The organism is Pseudomonas sp. DW-iso17 (genome assembly GCF_058725345.1).
In genome coordinates, this window is record NZ_JBZXEA010000045.1 from 170,923 (window position 1) to 191,005 (window position 20,083).

At 55.5% G+C, this 20,083-nt stretch carries 15 protein-coding genes and 2 pseudogenes; 11 read left to right on the plus strand and 6 right to left on the minus strand.

All coding sequences use genetic code 11. From position 1 onward, the window contains the following. The first annotated feature begins 307 nt into the window (after positions 1-307). From AC4PS6_RS24490 to AC4PS6_RS24500, 3 genes are all read left to right on the plus strand, one after another. On the plus strand, positions 308-1,168 hold the full coding sequence (locus AC4PS6_RS24490; RefSeq protein ID WP_371039654.1) for a hypothetical protein: 861 nt from the start codon (positions 308-310) through the stop codon (positions 1,166-1,168). Between the two features lie 78 nt (positions 1,169-1,246). After that, positions 1,247-1,426, plus strand: a complete 180-nt coding sequence (locus AC4PS6_RS24495) for a helix-turn-helix transcriptional regulator (RefSeq protein WP_023442851.1) — start codon at positions 1,247-1,249, stop codon at positions 1,424-1,426. A 489-nt stretch (positions 1,427-1,915) separates the two neighbouring features. Then, a complete protein-coding gene (locus AC4PS6_RS24500; protein ID WP_034100791.1) occupies positions 1,916-2,584 on the plus strand; it encodes an inovirus Gp2 family protein in 669 nt (222 codons plus the stop codon). Positions 2,585-2,823: 239 nt separating this feature from the next. Here the strand turns inward: AC4PS6_RS24500 and AC4PS6_RS24505 are convergent, their stop codons facing one another. Beyond that, positions 2,824-3,471 carry a HEPN domain-containing protein gene (locus AC4PS6_RS24505; RefSeq protein ID WP_033968774.1) on the minus strand — a complete coding sequence of 216 codons (648 nt, stop codon included), beginning with the start codon at positions 3,469-3,471 and terminating at the stop codon, positions 2,824-2,826. Positions 3,472-3,516: 45 nt separating this feature from the next. On the opposite strand from AC4PS6_RS24505, the gene AC4PS6_RS24510 reads away from it, so the two are divergent. The 3 genes from AC4PS6_RS24510 to AC4PS6_RS24520 all read left to right on the plus strand — a co-directional run bounded on the left by AC4PS6_RS24510 (position 3,517) and on the right by AC4PS6_RS24520 (position 9,090). Further along, positions 3,517-5,172 (plus strand): hypothetical protein, encoded by a 1,656-nt coding sequence (locus tag AC4PS6_RS24510; protein WP_492181051.1) that lies wholly within the window; start codon positions 3,517-3,519, stop codon positions 5,170-5,172. Positions 5,173-5,237: 65 nt separating this feature from the next. Next, positions 5,238-8,648 carry a TM0106 family RecB-like putative nuclease gene (locus AC4PS6_RS24515; protein WP_371039656.1) on the plus strand — a complete coding sequence of 1,137 codons (3,411 nt, stop codon included), beginning with the start codon at positions 5,238-5,240 and terminating at the stop codon, positions 8,646-8,648. Between the two features lie 229 nt (positions 8,649-8,877). Beyond that, positions 8,878-9,090, plus strand: coding sequence for a hypothetical protein (locus AC4PS6_RS24520; RefSeq protein WP_172901756.1), 213 nt, complete (start codon positions 8,878-8,880; stop codon positions 9,088-9,090). 195 nt (positions 9,091-9,285) lie between these two features. Here AC4PS6_RS24520 and AC4PS6_RS24525 read toward each other — a convergent pair whose 3' ends face one another. After that, positions 9,286-10,161: a BrxR family helix-turn-helix transcriptional regulator gene (locus tag AC4PS6_RS24525; RefSeq protein ID WP_096426792.1), complete on the minus strand. Its 876-nt coding sequence runs from the start codon at positions 10,159-10,161 to the stop codon at positions 9,286-9,288. Between the two features lie 119 nt (positions 10,162-10,280). Here AC4PS6_RS24525 and AC4PS6_RS24530 point away from each other — a divergent pair, with 119 nt between their 5' ends. Genes AC4PS6_RS24530 through AC4PS6_RS24540 form a run of 3 tightly spaced genes read left to right on the plus strand, consistent with a single transcriptional unit; the run spans position 10,281 to position 11,847 of the window. Beyond that, positions 10,281-10,538, plus strand: a complete 258-nt coding sequence (locus AC4PS6_RS24530) for a hypothetical protein (protein WP_096426791.1) — start codon at positions 10,281-10,283, stop codon at positions 10,536-10,538. A gap of 9 nt (positions 10,539-10,547) precedes the next feature. Further along, complete coding sequence (locus AC4PS6_RS24535) at positions 10,548-11,600, plus strand: ADP-ribosylglycohydrolase family protein (RefSeq protein WP_371039657.1); 1,053 nt, start codon at positions 10,548-10,550, stop codon at positions 11,598-11,600. A gap of 46 nt (positions 11,601-11,646) precedes the next feature. Then, positions 11,647-11,847 (plus strand): hypothetical protein, encoded by a 201-nt coding sequence (locus AC4PS6_RS24540; protein WP_034100781.1) that lies wholly within the window; start codon positions 11,647-11,649, stop codon positions 11,845-11,847. Positions 11,848-11,932: 85 nt separating this feature from the next. Here AC4PS6_RS24540 and AC4PS6_RS24545 read toward each other — a convergent pair whose 3' ends face one another. From AC4PS6_RS24545 to AC4PS6_RS24555, 3 genes are read right to left on the minus strand one after another with little or no spacing between them, the layout of a single operon-like run. Further along, a complete protein-coding gene (locus tag AC4PS6_RS24545; protein ID WP_371039658.1) occupies positions 11,933-14,278 on the minus strand; it encodes a dynamin family protein in 2,346 nt (781 codons plus the stop codon). Then, the gene (locus AC4PS6_RS24550) at positions 14,275-16,518 is read right to left on the minus strand and encodes a dynamin family protein (RefSeq protein ID WP_492181052.1); all 2,244 of its coding nucleotides are present in this window, start codon (positions 16,516-16,518) and stop codon (positions 14,275-14,277) included. The genes AC4PS6_RS24545 and AC4PS6_RS24550 overlap by 4 nt, the downstream gene beginning before the upstream one ends. A 13-nt stretch (positions 16,519-16,531) precedes the next feature. Next, the gene (locus AC4PS6_RS24555; RefSeq protein ID WP_371039660.1) at positions 16,532-18,238 is read right to left on the minus strand and encodes a dynamin family protein; all 1,707 of its coding nucleotides are present in this window, start codon (positions 18,236-18,238) and stop codon (positions 16,532-16,534) included. A 701-nt stretch (positions 18,239-18,939) separates the two neighbouring features. On the opposite strand from AC4PS6_RS24555, the gene AC4PS6_RS24560 reads away from it, so the two are divergent. Next, the gene (locus tag AC4PS6_RS24560; protein ID WP_371039661.1) at positions 18,940-19,425 is read left to right on the plus strand and encodes a hypothetical protein; all 486 of its coding nucleotides are present in this window, start codon (positions 18,940-18,942) and stop codon (positions 19,423-19,425) included. Positions 19,426-19,477: 52 nt separating this feature from the next. Here AC4PS6_RS24560 and AC4PS6_RS24565 read toward each other — a convergent pair. Beyond that, positions 19,478-19,744 (minus strand): annotated as a pseudogene (locus tag AC4PS6_RS24565) (BrxR family helix-turn-helix transcriptional regulator); the annotation flags it as partial. A 117-nt stretch (positions 19,745-19,861) separates the two neighbouring features. On the opposite strand from AC4PS6_RS24565, the pseudogene AC4PS6_RS24570 reads away from it, so the two are divergent. Further along, positions 19,862-20,082 (plus strand): annotated as a pseudogene (locus tag AC4PS6_RS24570) (hypothetical protein). Position 20,083: the final 1 nt, after the last annotated feature.

The window sequence follows — 20,083 nt, forward strand, 5'->3', positions numbered from 1 at the left end:
AGATCTTTTGATACGCACACCTATCGTCTGCGGGCGGGGACGCCCCAAGAGTGGGTATCGGGCGTCAAGTAAATTGTCTAGGTTGTTAGAAGACGAAAACAAAAAGCTCAATGTGATAAATAGACCGAGAATTGATCACGTACTGAACCCTTCTGCGGAAAATTGTAAGGGTGGCTTGAGTGTTTGTAATCGGTTGCTACTGTCCACTCTGCTTCTATACGCCGATCAATTTGGGATTGTACGGGGAATCGGAGTATCCAGGCTGTCCCAGGCTACTGGTCTGAATCGAGATCGAATAAAGGCCCAGGTGCACAAGCTGATCGCTCTGAGGGTCATGAGAGGGGTGATTCCGGGTGTTGCAACATCTGTTGTATTGGGCGTTTCAAAGTCAGTTTACTTTATTAATTTTCATCATGGGTTTTTTCAAAAAGGTAGTTCGGGAGCGATCGTGCTAACTTTCGTCTCGAAATCCAGTGGGGATTCGGGGGAGATGAGTGAGGTTGCAGCCATCATTGGCTCTGCGGGGCTTGGCAAAGGACTGGAATTCGAGAGGCATAAAAAGTTTTCTGGAATACTGCCTGATAGCGATAGATTTAATGCGCTGGCGGGGTTGTTTTCTTCTTTAGCCAAGGATAGAAGCTCGTCGAGGGCGCTTCAGGTTAGATTGGAGGAGTACGCGTCAGGGCTACTGTCCAAGCATTGGAAAGCCTTGGAACTAGGTCAGTTTAATTCTGATGATGAATTGCAGCTGCGAATCAAGAAAGATTTCAGTAAAGGAACGGGCACAGGGCGAGATTTCAAGGATGATGGCCTTCGAAGCGAGCTGTTTTTTGAGTTCGTTTATGTAGTCGCTGTTTTGATGGCTCGGCGTGTGCAGAGTTTGGTTTTTAGTGCTAAGGGTTTTGCGTACGAAATTGCCGGGTTGCAGATCCTGCCGAGTTTTGAGCCCGGCACATACTTTGGGCGGTTTGCTGTTGGCCGGTCTCTGTTGATTGTTCCTGGTAATAGTTTTCGAGCAGGAGAGTGCTATGTCATGAATGAGAGCAATCTTGGCGAGCCTACGTGTGAGAGGTTTTCAAGTGAGGAGGAGATGCCTGAGATTGACCGTTATCGTTTTGGCCTTCTTTTTCAGGTTCATACTCCCACGCGCTATCGGTATCGGGGGTAAATCGCTCTGTATGCCAGTAATGGCCAGTAACTCTTTACCGGCCTCCTAGATCCTGTGTACGGATTTGAGGAGTTGGTCATGCGCATACTTCGAATGAAAACGGTTATTGAAATTACTGGTCTGGCCCGATCTACGGTGTATAAGTACGTTGCTGAAGGGATATTTCCGAAGCCTATTTCGTTAGGTGGGCGCTCTGTTGGCTGGTTGGAGTCAGAGGTTCATTCCTGGATTCAGTCTAGGCTAGTTGAGCGAAATTAGTAGGTCTTGATGGGCTTGTTCTTGGCAGCTAGTCTGCTTCTTGTTTGCTTTATTTTCTTTCAATGAAAACATCATGTCCGGGAGTCAACCGGACATGATGTTTTTTTGCCGGACCTTTTGGTGGCGTTGTTTTTCTGGCTCTGAACAGGAATGCTTTAACTTTCTCTAGGGTTTATGCTTTTGGAGCTTTCGGTGCGGGTAGTATGCTTTAGTGTTCTAAGCGCTACTGTTTAATAATTCCTGCCTATCACTCATGCAGGGCCTGATATTGAATCATTAGGTTAAGGTCATAGATGTCCCTCTAACGGGTATCTATCATGAATGTCTACTTTATGCCTTGCGGTTGGCAGTATGGTTTAGGTGATCGATATTGAACTTTGGTATCTGCGTGATGAGCTCGTTGAGGTCTAGCTCAATGGGTTGCGGTGAACGTGTAAATAACTACCAAGCCGACTGAAGATATGAACTTCAGCAGAGTAGGTAGTAACCATGCGTCGTTTTTCAGAGAACCGTAATCTTCGTTTGTACTCAGCAGATACTTTTCAGGGCCTGCCGATAATGGGTGAAAAAGGCCCTTTTATACTTGGATACCTTGAAGCCCTGAGTCGCACCATCAACCTTGCACTTGATCAGTATCCTAGGGTGATTGCGTTCAGGGTGGACCTGCGTCTTCCGCGTTTTGGGGGTATTCCGGATGATGCGTTGTCAAACCGTGTGATTAGTAGGTTCATCGAGTCGTTCAAAGCAAAAATTGAGCACAATCGTGAGAAAGCACGTGAGCAGAACAAGTACGCCCATGACTGCAGGGTGCGTTACGTCTGGGCGAGAGAGAGGAGCGAGGCAGGGCGACAGCATTACCACCTGCTGATCCTGCTCAACAGGGACGCCTACTACACAATCGGGCGGTTGCAGCCACAGAGGCCGAACATGATCAGCCGCATGCAGGAGGCTTGGGCCAGTGCGTTGAAGTGCGAGGTTGAGCAAGTGAGGGGCTTGGTACATATCCCGTCTAATGCGGAATACCGAGTAGACCGGGAGGTCCGGCCAGGGAATGTGGATTACTTACCTGATCTGTTTCATCGTGCCAGCTACCTTTGTAAAGCTGCGACGAAGCGTTATGGGGAGGGCGCTCATGGCTTCGGATTCAGCCGAGGATAGAGGGTAAGTAGCTTGTTCCCAGTCCAGCCCTCAGGTCAGTTTGCCTTCCTGAGGGCTTGGAGGGCTTTGTCACTGAGGACAAATTCGAGCCCCGAATTCAAATTCTTGTTGCGTTGACTTCCTACAGGCAAAGCATTCGCGCATATTCAAACGCGTGTGAACGCCTTCCACTCAGTGTAAGCAGCAAGCGGAATCACTTGGTTTGTCACCGGTCATCGCGGGATTGGAGTGTGGTCTGCCTAAGCAACAACCGGATAACATGCATCACCCCATAGCGTTTCCGGGTTATCCAACATCAGCAAAATAATCACAGGCACCAGCTTGCCGAGGAGGTTCGAGCAGTCGCGCAGTTGATCCCGGTTCACACTGCTGTTCCAGGTTGCGCCCCCATGCATTACCTGGTTACGCAATGTATAGATTCGATTGAACAGAACACCGAGTACTGCTGGGGTATTGCGATTGGCTAACGCTTGCTGCGCTGCTCGTCGACCGCTGGCAAACCGCTCGGTCCACTGTTGCTCGCTGATCTTGCCGTTCTGGTTGTCCCAGAAACTCTGAAATACGTAGGGGTTGTCCAGCAATGCGCGGATACTGCCTGAGAACTCGGACCAGACCAGGTTCTCGATCAGGTTGGCCGTGTCTAGCGCACAGAGTTTGTCCAGGAACGCCTTGAAAGTGGACTGCTCGGAAAGTCGGAACTGCTCATCAATGTCCGTGGCATAGGCAGAGTTGAAGGCGATCCACAGAAAGATAAAGCGCCCATCAAGATCATCCGCCTGCTCGGCGCGATTCAGCCAGCTTAATGCGCGATGAACGCGCAAGGTGAGGTTGGGATGGTGGCCTTCACGTTCCTGGCGGTGACGGGCTTTGAGTGCTTGATGGTCCATGAAGTGCCGATCCTTGAAGTCGTGGGCGGTCGGTAAAGAGGTAGCGTGTGCCTGAAAACTTTACAGGTGGCCGGGCCAATCGCCGCTGGCGTTGAAAAGCGTCTATTCAGGGCATTAGAACCTGCTCAATTTGTTTACCTGTATGAACAGACAACGTGGACGTGGCCTGCCATTTTGCTTAGGGTATGGCCATTCGACATTGCCCGCAAGGCGGCCTGCATGAAGCGTGAACAGTTCCTGGCACAACCCGAAGTGGAATCTTTCGTTGCATGGCTGGCAGCCAACTTGCCGGCGCTCACGTTCAAGCTGCGCTTCAAGTCCAGCAAGTTTGTACCTGGCGGTTTGACGGTTGAAGTCCAGGGGATTGAGCGGGTACTTGAGCACTATCGCTGGAAGGCAAGCTGGCACGACTCCAACCAGAGTGTGGTTGAGTCTGAAACCTGGGCTGAAACCCAACGCTCTTTGGGGCAACTGCGTGAGTGGCTGACGAGTGCGGTCAACGCTGGTGATGAGCAACAAGCGCTTCAGGCGTGTTTGCAGATTCTTCGTTGGGGCGGCGTGCGGGGCGCCATTCCGTTCTTGCACCGGTTGGAGGCCAAAGACGAGTTGTCGGGCTACCTGAAAAAGATGGCCGGACTCATGACGCTCGACGGTGACAATGACCTGGATGACCTCGACGCTAGCAGTGTCGAGCGTTTCGATTCTGGCCTGACCAAGATTCACGCCTTGCTCGATTTGTCTGGTTCTCCAATCTATGACAGCCGTGTGGGCGCTGCGATTGCCATGTTGTATTCGCTGTTTCGCCAGCAGTGGGCGGGGCGTGGTAAACCCTTGCTGATGTTCCCGTCCGGCGGCGCGCGAGGCAGCCAGATCCGCAACCCGGGAGCGTTCTTGAACAGCGTGGCGGCGCCGCAGTTTTCGACGATCGACTATGCCGAGTGGGCGCGTTGGCAAGTGCGCTTGGGCTGGATTATTCGAGCGCTGCTCGAGCGTACCAATTGGTTTGCTGGGCAAGGGACTCTCCCCGCGCGTTGCCATGCCTTCGAGGCCAGCCTGTTCATGCTTGGCTATGACCTTCGCTGCTTTGGTCTGGCGCTGGCGTCTAATTCCATAGCGGGTAAGCCAGAAGTCGAGGCGCAGGACTGCGAGCGTGGAGGCAATAATTGGGTGCCCACGGGGCATCCTTTCAGCCAGGTTCTCAAGGATTATCTGGCCTTCCGCTACAGCGGTGCTCTCGATAACAAAGCCTCGTTTGTTGAATGGCTGGTGGCCCAGCCGCGTGACGAGAAGCCGCTCACGCGTACCACTGCACAGGGCTACTGTTTCCCGTTTTCCATTGAAGAGTTCGACTTGTTCGGCCGACCGCTTGCACAGCTTGAGCGCATCGTCGCCGGTGGTGAGGACGGATTGCGTGCGGCCCTGGCTACCGAGGCCCTCGAGCCGTTCACAGTCGGTGATGAGCGCGTCAGTGTCTGCTTGGTGGATGTGTTGATCACGGGCAACGCGTATGCGCGAGCGACGACCGACAAGGATCGTGTCGACTACATCGTGAGTGCCGGCTATGCCGGTACCGAGAACTCTGCAAGGACACTCATGGCCCTGGGGCGTAACGTGGGCAAGCACTTCGGCCTGCTTGATGCGCAGCACTCGCCAACGGGTCTGTTCGAGCAGTTTTACCAGGACTGCTCGCTCGACGCCTGAGCAACACACGCAACATTTGCGCAGCACCATGTGCCCCTTGGCCTTTCACAGGGTGGAATACAACCATGCAAACCCGGAATGGCGTTCAGTTGTATTCCGCCTCAGACATCTGTGGTTTTCTGGAGTGCCAGCACCTAACGGCACTGGACCTTCAGCATCTTGTTGCCCCTATGGAAAAAGCGCCGGCAAGCGAGCAGAACCGCCTGATCCAGGGCAAGGGGCTCGCTCATGAAGCGACGTTTCTTGAACGACTCAAACGCGAAAATGCTCACGTAGTCGACATTGCCGAGGGCAATCCGAGTTTCGCGCGGCGGGTGGAACTGACCATTGAGGCCATGAAGGCTGGTGCGGACATCATCTTCCAGGCTTCGCTCCAGGAAGGTGCCTTTATTGGGCATGCCGACTTCCTGCGTAAGGTGCCGCGGGCGTCGACGCTGGGCGATCATAGCTATGAGGTGATCGACACCAAGCTGGCCAAGTCTGCAAAGGCCAAGTTCCTTGTGCAGGTTGCGCTTTACTCGCGAATGCTGATTGCAATCCAGGGCATACAGCCGCAGTTCATGTATGTCGTACTGGGTGATTCTGCGCGTACGGAGCAGGCGTTTCGGGTCGCTGACTACGCCGATTATCTGGAGCAAGTGCTGCAGCGTTTCACGGCGTTCGTGAACGGTGACGGACAACCTGTGACGTACCCGGAGCCATGCGGGCATTGCGGGTTTTGTGTGTGGCGCGATCGCTGTGACGAACAACGGCTGCAAGACGATCACCTCTCGGCAGTCGCCGGCATCAGCCGCTCGCAAATCAAGAAATTGCAGGCTGGTGGAGTGACCACATTGCAGCAGTTGGCGAACAGTACCGATGACTTGCGCATCCCCAAGTTGCAAGTGGAGTCGCTGGGCAAGTTGCGCCATCAGGCGCGTTTGCAGTTCCAGGGGCGTTCCAGTGATGGCCCGTTGTTCGAGTTTCTGCCGGTCGTGGGGAAAAGGCGTGGTTTTAGCCGAATGCCCACGGCGGTTGAAGGCGATCTGTTTTTCGACATGGAGGGCAATCCGCTGGAGGAGGGCGGCCTGGAATATCTCTTCGGTCTGTATATCGACGAAGGTGGCCAACAATCCTTCAAACCCTTCTGGGCACATAGCCGAGAGGAAGAAAAGATCGCGTTCGAGCAGTTCATCGACTGGGTCATCGCCCACCTCAAGCGTTACCCCAGCGCACATCTCTACCACTATGCCAGCTATGAAGAGACGGCCATCAAGCGCCTGATGAGCCAGCACGGTACACGCGAGGCACAAGTGGACTGGTTGCTGCGCAACGGCAAGCTGATCGACCTCTACAAGGTCGTGCGCGAAGCGATCCGGGTGTCTGAGCCCAGCTACTCGATCAAGAACATCGAGCATTTTTACATGGGGCAGCGCGACGGCGACGTTACCAATGCCGGTGCGAGCATCGTGTTTTATGAGCGTTGGAAAGAGACTGGCGAGTCGGGGTTGCTCGAGCAGATCGAGCGGTACAACGAAGACGACGTGCTATCCACCTATCTTCTGCGCAACTGGCTTTTGAGCATTAAACCTTCGGATGCGAGCACTCTCTCCGAGCCTGAAGCAGAAAGCGAGAAAGCTTTAGCGGAACAAAAGGAGATCGAGGTTCGTCTGGAAAGCTATCGCGATCGTTTGCTCGCTGGCTTGTCCGCCGCCGAATGTGCTCTGAGCGAAGCGGATCAAGTCAGGTTGCTCACCTTCCAACTGCTCGACTTCCACCGTCGGGCAGACAAGCCGACATGGTGGCAGTTGTTCAGTCGTCAGGACATGACCACTGAGGAGCTGCTGGAGGATATCGAGAGCCTGGCCGGTTTGCGGCGTACAAAAACGCCGCCCGAACCGATCAAGAAATCATTTCTGTTTGAATACCGTTTCGAACCTCAAGAAAGCAAGATGCGCACGGGTTCCCAAGGCGTCATCACCGAGTCCCTGGCCAATGTGCAGTTGGTTAACCTGGACAGTCACGCGTGTCTGGCGATGTTCAAAGCCACCGCGAACAAGGCGCCACCGGATGACTTCGACATGATTCCCGGCAGGCCGATTCCATCGACTTCGCTGCGCGAGGCACTGTTTCGCTATGCCGACAGCGTCTTGGCCGGTGAGCAGCGCTTCCAGGCGGTGGCGGACTTTCTCCATCGACGCGTTCCACGGGTGAAAGACGTCCAGCCGGGTGCGCCACTGCTGGATCCACGCCTGACGACGACGGATGCCATCAAGCAGGTGGTACGCAACCTCGAGAACAGCGTGCTGTTTATTCAGGGGCCACCGGGTGCCGGCAAGACCTACACGGGCTCGCACGTCATTGTTGACCTGCTCAAAGCAGGCAAGCGCATCGGTGTGACCTCCAATTCGCACCATGCCATCAACAACCTGTTGGCTGCTGTTGAGTCTCGTGCACAAGCAGAGGGCGTTGCATTCAAGGGGTTGAAAAAGTCATCGGAGGGAGATGGCACTGAGTTCACTGGTCGCTGCATTCGCTCCATCGAAGACAAAAAGGATTTCCTTGATGCCTGGGGGCCGGGAATTGACCTGACTGCGGGTACCGCCTGGCTATTTGCCGACGAGACCTTCACCGAGGCGTTGGATTACCTCTTCATCGACGAGGCCGGGCAAGTGAGCGTGGCGAACCTGGTCACCATGGGCATTGCGGCACGCAACATCGTCTTGATGGGAGACCAGATGCAATTGTCGCAACCCGTGCAAGGCGTGCACCCTGGCCGTTCCGGTGACTCTATCCTCGATTATCTGCTGGATGGCACGCCCACCATTGCGCCTGACCGTGGGGTGTTTCTGGCGCAAACCTGGCGGATGCATCCGCACGTTTGCTCATTCATTTCTCATGCGGTGTACGAAGGTCAGCTGTCGTCGGCACCAGGAGCCGAGCGGCAGGTGTTGCGACTGGATGGCCAGCGCCCGGACGTACCGGGCAGCGGACTGATGTTTTGCCCTGTTGAGCACGACGGCAACGGCCAGAGTTCCGATGAAGAAGCCGCGTACGTCAAAGCGCTGTACACGTACTTTCTGCAGCAGCGCTTTGTGGATAACACCGGCGAGGAGCACGCGGTGTCTCTCGAAAACATCCTGGTCGTGGCGCCCTACAATTTGCAGGTACAGCTGTTGAAGCAAGTGCTGCCGGCGGGTGCGCGCGTCGGCACTGTGGATAAGTTTCAGGGGCAAGAGGCAGAGATTGTCATCGTCTCGATGGCGACGTCGAATGAAGACTACCTGCCCAGGGACATCGGCTTCCTGTACTCGAAAAACCGTTTGAATGTAGCAGTCAGTCGGGCGAAGTCGCTGGCTTGTATCGTCGCCAGTCCTGATCTGATGGCCATTCGTTGCCAGACGCCGCAAGACATGAACCTGGTCAACGGCTTGTGCATGGCGGTCAGGTTCGGAACGGTCGACGAAACCCGTCAATCCCAAGAGGTTGTGCTATGAAAAATCTGTTCGCAATTATCGGTGTCATCGTCGTTGCCAAGAAGGGCTACGAGTTTGTCCGTGAATACATGGAGATGAAACAGGAGCTGGACCGACGTGCCTCTGATTCGGCCTGACAAACGCCGATAACGTCGACAACTCCGTCCTTTTTCTGCTTCCAACGGGTGTCTGCTTGGGCCAAGTTGGCGCGACCGTTCAGCTAAGGTCCCATTTCAACGCGAGGTTCGTGATGTGTAACGATCAAGAGGATGGTCACTCGGATGACCCAGCACCTGCGCAAGTTGAAACCGAGGGTGAGGTCGAATACAGCGAGGAATTCGCCGCCATGATCCTGGAGCAGGAGGCGAAGGGCTGCTTCCAGGAAATTGACGTCGATGACATGCTCGCTCTGCTCGACTGCATGATCATCGAGGCCCAAGGCATGGGGCGGAAGCTACAGTGACTGGGGACAGCCCTGACTGTTGATACAGATGTTGCCAGCCGGTATGGCTGAAATCCTCGACGGCTGGATCTCTTCTTGGCTGGCCGCGGGTGAGTCGTCCTCCGAATAGGGTTGAGCAGATACACCCGCGGCTGAACGAGCATTAGCTGGCCATCGACTCGGGACGTCATGCCCCTCGTCTCAGGGATTTGAGCGTCAGTCATTCATCAGCCACGGCCTCAGTTCCTTGAGGTTGCTCACCACAATTTGCTGGGCCTCAGGGCTCGTCGCCAGGTTGCGCGGGTCGATCCGATAACGCATCAACACATACTTCACCAAGGCCCTGCGGCTGGGCACCACCAATTGTCCTTGCGTCATTCCGAAGTCGGTTTCAATGATTGCCTTCTGTGCCTCGTTCAATCGCCCATCGGGCTCGAAGATAACCGGAATCTCGACATTCCAGTCTTCATCCAGCTCCCGTGTGTTCGGCGATTCGTCGAGCAGGTCCGGCTGCCCGCGCAGGCGGCTGAGCACGAAGTCGCGGTACTGGCCATTCTTTTCGCAGTAAGCCCGCACATGCCAACGCATGCCGGTGTAGACCAGCGTGTGAGGGGCGATGAGGCGAACCTCTACGTTCGGGGTATTGAACGACACGTACTCGGTTTCCAGGCGCAGGCCTTCGCGGCAAGCCTTGAGCAAGGGGCGCAGGATCTCCGGCCGAATGGGGCGATCCGGCACTTCCAACACTTTGGTGTGCGCATAGGCCAGTGCCAGTCCGTCGATGTGCGGGGCACGCTCATTGTTCTGATAGAGCAGGTGCAAATAGGCACTGGCACTGTCGTCGATGAACAGGGGTTTGAACTGCTTGCTCGGCACATACCCTTTGAGCTGCTTGTCATATGTCAAGTTTTTGGGCGCATGCTCGCTGATGTAAGTATTGATGTCCTTGGACGCCTGCTGGCGGCTGATGCCAAAGCTCTGCATCAAGTGCCCCGTGGTCAGCCTGCCTTCCCACCAGGTAACGGTCTCGATCAAACGATAGCGAAGTGCCAGGTCCCAGCGTACCTGTTCAATGGATTGCTTGCGTTTCATACCCTCTCCATGTGCGCGAATACTTTACCTGTATAAGTCTACATTCTAGACCTGTCGTTAATCACTACATATCGTGTGTCTGTCTTCGAAATAAGTTGAAGTCACGAAAGGAAGTGGACATGACTATGTCTGAAGCGGTTTCGACAGGGGCGCTGGTGTTGATCGGGATGATCCTGACGGTGCTCCTGATGCAGTACCTGAGGTTGCGAGAAATCTGGCACGTGGCGCTCGCCTGTCGCAAGGACGCGCGTTGGGCGCGGATCTGGGAAATGGAAAACCGGGAGCTACGTTCGGCACTGCGTGCTGAGAAAAGGCACATCGAGCAGTTGCAAAGCAAGCTCATGATTTTGCAGAACTTGATCTGTGCAGAGCGATAAGAGAAGGGCATGAACAGACTTGAACGGATCAAAGGCTGCCTGCTAGGCGGTGCTGTCGGAGACGCGCTCGGCGCCCCCGTGGAGTTTCTTGAGTGGCCTGCCATCGAGGCCAGGTTCGGTCCGCAGGGCATCATTGATTTTGCCCCGGCTTACGGCATTACCGGTGCCATCAGCGACGACACGCAGATGATGTTGTTCACCGCAGAAGGTTTACTGCGCGCTTTTGTGCTTGGCAGTTCACGGCAGGCGTGCCATGTCCCGAGCGTTGTTCACCACGCGTTGCTGCGCTGGCTGCTGACCCAGGATTACCCCTCGACGACACCGGTCGCCGCAGATGGCTGGCTGATCGAGCAGGTGGAGCTCTGGTCTCGTCGCGCCCCTGGCACAACCTGCCTGAGCGCACTCAAGGCCAGCGCGCAGCTGGGAGCGGTTGCCGAAAACAACAGCAAAGGCTGTGGCGCGTTGGTACGTGTTGCGCCCTGTGCATTCTTTGCCAATGCATTTGACTACGCAGCGCAATCTGGGCGCCTGACGCACGGGCATCCGACGGGCTACCTGGCGGCTGGGCTATTCGCAGACATTCTTCAGCGTGTTGTCGATCTACAAGACAGCCTGGAACACGCCGTGGCTCAAAGTTTGGCCAAGTATGGGCAAGTGCCTGGTATGGAAGAAACGTGCAGCCTCATTGAACGGGTGCTGTTCTTCTTTTACGAGGGCTATAAGCCAACCCCGCAACGCATTTGCGATCTTGGCGGTGGTTGGGTCGCCGAACAGACGCTGGCGATTGGACTGTGGTGTGCGCTGACAGCACGATCACTCGAAGAAGGGGTGATCACGGCGGTGAATCACAGTGGCGATAGCAACAGCACAGGGCTTGTCGCCGGGCACTTGTTGGGTGCCCAGTATGGTGCTGCTGCCATTCCTGCCCGCTGGTTCGAACGCCTGGAACTGCGCCAGGTGATCGTGCAGGTAGCCGAGGATCTTGAGCGTGTTCCACGTGATTACTGCGGGGTTGGTGGCGCGTTCGACGAGCAGATCGAATTGGCTTATCCGGGCAGTTGAATGCACCGATGGCAATACATCAGCGAAGAGACCAAGGAGCTTTAGAATGCCCATCAAACCCAGGCCCTTCACCTTTGAATGTGAAGGATGCGGTTGGACAAAGACAGTGGCACCGCAAAGTGATGTGCTGATGCCCGGCGAGTGGTTTGACCAGTGCCCGAGGTGCGGGAGCAAAGCACTGAAGATGCGCACCGCCGGGTGGCTTGAAGGGGCGTTGGCGGAGTTGCTGGCGCGGCGGCGATTTTGAGCGCACAGGCCAGGGTTCAGCGCCCTGGCCAGCAACGGCCTGCCAGCAGGCAGGCCTGGGTTAGTAACACGCTGTGTGCCGGCGTTTAGCGGCGTATTCGAGTGCGAAGGAAGTCATCAGACTCGACAGAGGTTCTGGTGCGAACGAGTTCGCAAACCTCCAGGGCTTTTCGAGCGGCCAGCTTGAGCGTTCGACGAAGGCCTTCGCATTCATCAACGAGTTTTTCCAGCCCGGAAGAATCGAACATTTGCTCAGAGATGGGGAATGCTCGATCAATTCTGTCAAACAGCGCCGTTCCGCCTATTTCCAGCGCATCGAGCTTGAACGCATTGAACTCGCCCTTGCGGCCTTCCAGTTGCGCAATATCGGCCTGGATGGCCTGCTTGTAGGCATCGAATACGGTATCGAGCTTGCTGTTAACCTTGCCGACTACATCCACTTTACGGTTGATCGAGCGCAGGAACTGCTCGAACGTCAGGCCGCTGGAGGGGTAGTCTTTCTTGCGCGTGGACGAATAGGCGCACATGCCGGCGTACTCGATACCCGCGAAACTCAGGTCGTCGGCTACTTGCTCCATGATCTCGAGAATATCGTCCTGAGACTTCACATCCGCCTTGTTCAACACGATATACAGCGACTCTGCGCGGAACGGCGTGGACTCGATGAACTCGATGTCGGACTGGTCGATGGTCCCGGCCGGGTCAAGGCCGATGACCCAGACCAGCGCCGATGCCTGATTGACCAGGGAGGCTGCAGTGCTACGGTCGGAGGCCGCGGCCCCACCCGTGGTACCCGGGTTGTAGCCGGGCGTATCGATGATGCACAGGTTGCCGAACAGCTCCGGGTCCATGGGAACCTTGACGCTGATGAAGGGCAGGATGCGCCGCAGGTCGAAGCCGAAGGCCTGAACATATTCGTGGCACATCGACGCGTACAGGCTGGGCTCCAGGTCGATGGCCCCACCGTTATACGAATAACCCTTGATCCGGGTTTCTTCGGAGCACACCACGTAGCTGGGGACCACGGTCACCGGGTTGATGCCGGTCGCCAACTTCACGCTCGGGTTACGGATGAAGCTGTTGACGAACGCCGACTTTCCGCTGCTGAAACCACCTGCAATGCTCAGGATGGTTTTGCCGGCAATGCTCGGGAAGTTGTTCAGCATCTGCATCTCGGCGAGGATCGCCTGCATGTCGAGCACTGCTTGGGCTTCACCGGCCAACGACGATTCTCGGCTGGCGAACTCCATATAGTCGTGGTTGATCAGGTCGGCGAATTTGGCCAGCTCTTCATTACCGGGCGGTTGCTGGGCCAGGACTTTGCTCACCAGGGAAAATTTCTCGGTTAGCGACAGGTGCTGCTTGTTGATGTCGGCGTAGTTGTCTTCCAGGTGCTGCTGGGAGGCCTTCAGTTGTTCGGTCAGGCTTTCCAGTAGGTCGACGTTCTGCTCCGTGGAAATCAACTGGTTCTTATGTTCCTCCAGGTACGTCTCCAGCTCGGCAATTTGTGCCAGCGCCTGTGCCTTGCGTTCCTCCAGCTCGGCCGCATTGGCTCGTTCTGCCTGCAGCTGGGTTGTTAGCGCTTCATTGTCCGACTCCAGCGAGTCGATCTGTACAGCCTGCCCGGTGCACTGTTCGGCCAACTGCTGTTTGGCGTCGTTCAGTGCTTCGATCTGCTGTTGCGCGTCCGAGAGGGTGTGCCCAAGTTCAGCGATACGCTGTTCTTTTTCCACCAGCGCCTGCTTGCGATCTGCTAGCTGCTGTTGAAGGGTGGCGATCTCGGCAAGCGCCCGGTCCTTGCGTGCTTCCAGCTCTGCCGTATTGGCCTGTTCTGCCTGCAACTGGTCGCTGAGCGTCTCATTGCGCGACTCCAGCGTGCGGATCTGCTCAGTCTGCTCGGCGCACTGCTCGGTCAACCGCTGTTTGACGTTGTTCAGCGCTTCGATCTGCTGTCGAGTATCGGCCAGGGTGTGCTGGAGTTCCTGAATGCACCGCTCTTTGTCGACAAGCTCCTGCTTGTGATCGGCAAGGTGCTCTTCGAGCCCTGCGATCTGGGTCATGGCCTGAGCCTGCCGCTCTTCCAGATCCTTGGCGTACACCTTGGCCTGGGCCAGTGCGAGCATAGCCTTCTGGAGCTTGCCCTTCTCCTGCGCTAACGCTTCGGAGGTCGAGGCCAAATTGGCTGTTTCAAGCTGCAACGCATCGACTAGCGAGCCGTTGCGCGATTTTAGCTCGCCGATTTCGTCGTTCTGGCCCGCGCACAGCGCGGACAATTGCTGATTGGTGCTGAAAAACGTGTCGAGCTGGCACTGGGCATCATCCAGGTGGCCCTGAAGTTCAGCTGCCAGCTTCTTGCGTTTGAACTGCCAGAAGCGGGACAGCGACTCCAGCGTCGAGCGTGCCTGTTCATGAATGGCTGGCGGGTTGCTCACAGGGTGACCTCTTCGGCCTTGCGTGCCAGACGTTCAAGCCGGTCAATGGTTTGAGCCGCGTTGTCGACCTGATCCTTGAGCACATTGATCCGGCGTTGAATCTCATCGACGAAGGAGTTGGAGATGGTGGAAGGTGCGTTGCGTTCAACATCGTTGATGAACGAACTGATCTTGCTTTTGACCTTGCTACCCAACGAGCCGATGAAGTCATCGGCGGCATCCTTGAAACGTTCGGCCTCGTAGCCCTTGAGCGTGCCGTTGCTTTTCAGGGAGTCAGGCAACGGAATGCCCAAATCAAAGTCATCGTCAGGAATCGATTGAATGATCGAAAGAATCGCGAGCTTGATCATTTGCGCATTGGCATCCTGTTCAAGCACCTCACGGATCTTGGGCGTGAGGGTCCGGGCCAGCTCTTCGTTCAACCCGCGATGAGAGCTCTCCACCTTGGCGCCCAGCTCATCCTGGATGTCGTTCATGAACTCGTTGATGGTGGAGATGACCTGGCTACTGATGATCTTGGCGCGGACGACCGTTTTCTCGGTAGTGCCGCCGCCCCAAAGCTTGCGGGCAAACCAGCTGCCAACCCCAGGGTTGTCGACGACAATGGTTTCACTGAAAGAGCCTTCCGCGTCTTTGACAGAGGACTGCGTCTCGCGAAGCAATTGCGCAGCTGTCTTGCGCATGTCGTCACGCAACTTCTGGCGGTAGTCGGCCATGGTGTATTTGAAGCTGACATCCAGTTCTAGCGAGAGATTCAGTCGCTTCGATTCCAGCGAAGCCAGTTGTTCGTCCAGCTGATCGACGTTGGCGTTCTTGATCTGGATGACCTGGTTGCGTGCCAGGGTGATGATCAGCGCCTTGAATGCCTCAAGGTTCTTTTGTTTGCGAACCATCAGGTTGGCGATTTTTTCCCGTGTGATCTCCGTTTTCTTCTCGCGCACCTGGGCAAGCATGGCGTTGATCGCGTCAATGTTTGCCAAGCTGTCCAGGCTGCTCAACGACAGTGCCTGGTTGTCACGAGTGAAGTAATCCGGGTAATCGGTGGACAGGTTGTCCCAGGTCACCTGCTCGTTCGAGTCCCAGGTTTCGGGCGTTTCGAAGCGGCGGTTGAGGCTGTGGCACAAGCCGGAGCTATGCAGCAGGTTACGGTGTACCGATCCGATCAGGTTGTCGAACACCGAGCCCACTTCCGGGCTGCTCATCTTGAGGTCTGCAAGGGTGCTCTGTGCCCGTGCCGACAGCTGGGCACGGATGGCTTCCACGGCATCGCTCAAGCGCGCGCGTTTTTCGCTGCCGTACAGTTGTGTGTCGATCTGGCTGGCCACCAGTACCAGTTCCTGAATGCCTTCCTTCTGGGTAATACGCCCCATCACCTCAAGGTCTTGCTCATTGAGGAACTGGCCGGCCGGGCTGACAATGAACACCACGTCGCAGGTTTTCAGCAATTCGACCGTGCGCTCTTCGCGCGACTGGACCGGATCGTTCATGCCGGGGGTATCGATGATGCAGATATCGCGTAGTGCCTCCAGCGGCATGGCGACATGAACCGTCTTGGTGAACGGCATGTACGTGCCGTCGGCACCGACATAGTTGTGCAGACGAGCCGCCAGCTCTTTCGGGTTACCTGCCTGAATCTCGCTGTGCAAGTGCAGGGTGGCCGCATCGAGCCCTGACCTCTTCATGCGCTGGAACTGGTCGTATGCCGCGAACAAGCCTTCTTCGCGTTGCAGTTCGCTCAAGGCTTTTTTATCGGCCATGTTCGTCAGCTGCGCCATATCGAGGGGCGCGCTATTGGCTTGGGCGTTACGACGCTTCACCAGCTCTTCCAGGCATTCGCGCTTGCGCGTGGCAAGGCGTTGCTCGAACTGGTCCGATTTGAAGCGGATCGCGGCGATGTCCGTTTCGCTGTAGAACTCAACCTTGGCCTGGAACACTTCGCCCCAGGTAATGGTGGTCAGTGCAGCGGTCATGGGTGTTGCAGCCTTGGGTAGGATCGGTTCGCCATTAAAAATCAGCGCATTGAGCAGCGATGACTTTCCGGCTTTCACACGACCAACAATACCGATGTTCATCAGCCGGTTCTGGTCCTGCAGCGTCTGGCACGCTTGCGCGAGCTGTTGCGGTTGGTCGATGCCGTTCAGCCGCTTGAACTGCTCGATTTCGCGCTCAAACAGGTCCTGGTTGCTTGCTGCCAGCGTGTGCAGGCTTTCGCTAAAAGCGACGAGTGATTGGTAATCCATTAGGTCGTTCGCCTTACTTGTAGAGGTGTTCGTTTGCAGCGGCTTTTACTGCGGTGGCAAGGTTTTCCAGCACAGCAGTCTTCTCGCTGATCTGTGCTTCAAGCTGCAGGCTTTCTTGTGCAATCGAGTCGATCACATGCTTTTGCTTGGTGATCTGCTCTTCGAAACCGTCGCTGATCTTCTTCAGCATGGCGTTGAGCTGCTCGTCGATGATTGCCGGAATTTTCCCGCGCAGTTCCGCCTTGATGTTGGGGAACACTTCGCCGGTCAGCTTCTGGCGAAACTTCTCGCGCTCGTTACCGCCACCGTTAAACATCTTGAGAATTTCGGGCAAGAAGATGATCACCAGCTCTACCAGCGGATTGACCACGGTGGTGGTGACAGCGAGCACGGTAGAGAGGCTGCGGTAGAGCATGACACCGCTGTTCTTGTCTTCCTCGGCACGATTGCTCAGGCGTGTCGACCAGTCGCTGAGCATTTCCGTGGTGCGCTCCAGCGAAAACTTGACTTTGTTGGAAAGCTCCTCGCTCCAGTTGCCGCTGATGTCCAGTACGGACATCTGGCTGCTGGTGGCACTGAGGTTGCTGGCAATCCGGTCGACCATGTTGGTGGAGATGTCCTGCACTTCAGATTTGATCGTGCTGGACAGGCTGCTGCGGATGATGTCGGAGAGTGCATTCGACAGGGCACTCGGGTTCTTGCTGCTGCCCAAGGTGACCAGCTCGTCGAGGGAGTCATTAAGCGCGTTGTCCAGGCCGCGCAGGCTACGGTCGAGCATTTTTCCCGAGTAGCGATCTTTCAGGTCCGACTCGACGTCTTTGCGTTGCTCCAGCAGCTTGGCCAAGGCCTGCTCGAGTGCGCGTGCGGTTTGCTCGCTCTCGGCCTTGTCCTTTTTCAGCATGCTCAGCGCCAGGTTGATCTGCGCCAGTACTTCGAAGTTCTGGTCCTTGAGGATGTCGATGAACAGGCGCGAGAACAGCACGTCAGGCTGCAATGCGGTCAGTGCATTTTTCAGTTCCTCACCACCACGGTTGCCGATAGTGATGCTGCGGTAGTGCTCGCCGAAATACACCCCGAGCTGGTCGTCAATGTAGGCCTGCACGTCTTTAACCTGGTCGGCGGCGCGCAGGTTGCATTTGCTCAGCAGGAAGGTGAAATCGGTGTTGTAGGTTTTTAGCTCGTCGAGTTTGCGCAGCATCGACTGCGTAATGTTGCCGTCCTCGATGCTGGTCAGCACCACGAAGTGCACACCGCGCGGCAGGTAGTAAGCAATGGCCTTATTGTGGTTTTCCAGCGATGAGCCAAAGCCCGGCATGTCGACCAGCACCAGGGGCGCAATGGCTTTCAACGCCTCGCTGTCGAGGTACAGGCGCAAGTGTGAAAACTCGCTGGAACGACGATTGATGGTACTCAGCGCTTCAACAGGCAAACGTTCCTGCACACCGTCGGGTTTGATTGCCAGCAGATAGGGCTCAGATGAATAACGCAGTTCGGTCGCCAGTTCAGTTTCCGGCGCAATTCCAACTGGCAAAATGTCCTGGCCCATCAGCGCGTTCAACAGCGAGCTCTTACCGGCGCTGAAGGCCCCGATTACGGGCACCACAAGCTCGGTCTCCATCACTTTTGGAAGCAATGACTGATCGAATGAAAACGCTTGGTCATTGAGCAGCACCTGCATTTTCTTCAAGTAAGTGGCGAACTCTTTCTGGCTTTCGAGCATGGTGATATTCCTTTAAGTGTTGATGGTCTGCGCGAAAACATGGCATAGGGTGCACAGAGGCTTATGCGCTGGGATATTCAAATAATCGCTGGTCTTTCTCGTCGTGCGAGAAGGGGGCCGGTCCGAGAAGGTTACAACCGCAGTTGCCGCATTCGGGTCGCGTTCAGGGCCGTTCACGAGGTCAGTGCGTCACTGCTTGGCTCGTGGTCTTGTTACAGAAGCATTGAGTGCAATGGAAGGGGAGGGCAAAGGCATGCACACGTCCTTGTCTGTAGGGTGTTGATCGCGCATGCCAAATAACTGATGGCATATCGCATCCCGGATGAGATTGCGTTGGGTGAAACCAATAGATCGGCGCAATCTGTTCTGCCTGTATGATGGCACTTTGATTCGGCATGGTAAACTGTCAACAAAACGCCCATATCCCGGGGTTTTTCTTCAGATGCAACGCGCATTTTCAAGGCCTTGCGCGGAGGTGCATGGTTGAAATATTTACCTGTATGCTTAACCAGTATTCAGGTGCTGCACGTGTAACTGCAAGCGGTAGGGATAGAACGAAAGCCGGTCAAGCTATTTCCTCGCCAATAGGCATTTGGCGAAGGCTTCATTTTTTAGTGGCGGCCTATTGGCATTATGCTGGTCGCGTTTTTTGGTGATGGACCTCGTTTGGTTATCCAGCGAACTGGCAGGAGCAGCAATGAATGGTGTGGGTTATTGGTATCGTCGTCGCGTTGATCGGCTTTGCGATGATGTCTCGTCCTTTCAGGATTAGTTTCGCCCTCTATTTGGCCTTCCTGATTTACTACATCTACCTGTATGGCGGTAAAGGGGATCTGGCAGAGGCGTCCACCGCACTTTCACTCGTGTCCGGGGCGGTAGGCCTTTTGGTCCTCGGGGCAGTGCTGGGTGGCATACGGTCGAGTGCTGGCAGTGAGTCGGAGTACATAGCCAAACGTAAGCGAGTCTGGATTTTTCTGCTGAAGTTTGGTGGCGCATACGTTGTGTTTACCCAGCTGCTGACTGTGGCATTGTTTTTGGGCGGAGGGGGCGGTTCCTGGGAAGACTGGACAGCAGCAGGGTTCATGGTGAAATTACTGCCCTACAAGTGGGTTGGGTATTTGCTGATGTTGGCGGGGTACTATTGCTTGAAAGGCAAATCCAAAACGCCCCGGCCCCTACGCACTTGATACCTTTTTATCTCTTTTCAGAACTATCAAGCATTACCACTACTGCTGGACGTGCGCTGGCACTGTCGTCGATGAACAGCGGCTTGAACTGCTTGCTTGGCATATAACCCTTGAGTTGCTTGTCATATATCAAGTTTTTGGGCGCATGTTCGGTGATGTAGGTATTGATATCCTTGGACGCCTGCTGCCGACTAATGCCAAAGCTCTGTATCAAGTGTCCCGTGGTCAGCCTGCCCTCCCGCCAGGCTGCGGGTTCAATCAGGCGATAGCGAAGAGCTAGGTCTCAGCGAACCTGTTCGATGGATTGCTTGCGCTTCATACCCTCTCCATATGCTCGAATTCTTTACCTGTATAAGTCTACACTCTAGACGTGTCACTTTCAGCTACATATCGTCTTGCTGTCTTCGGAATTATCAGTGTTTTGAGGGGGGCGAACATGGCTGCGTGGGATGGGGTTTCTATAGGCGCATTGCTGTTGATGGGGCTACGCGAGCTCTGGAAAATGGCTCTCGACTTCAAAAGGTATGTGCGTTGGGCTCGCATTTGGAGATGGAAAATCGGGAGCTGCGGTCAGCACTGCGGGCTGAGAAAGCGCACATTGAGCAGTTGCAAAGGAAACTGGTGATTCTGCAGGCGTTGATTCCGGCAGAGGGCTAAG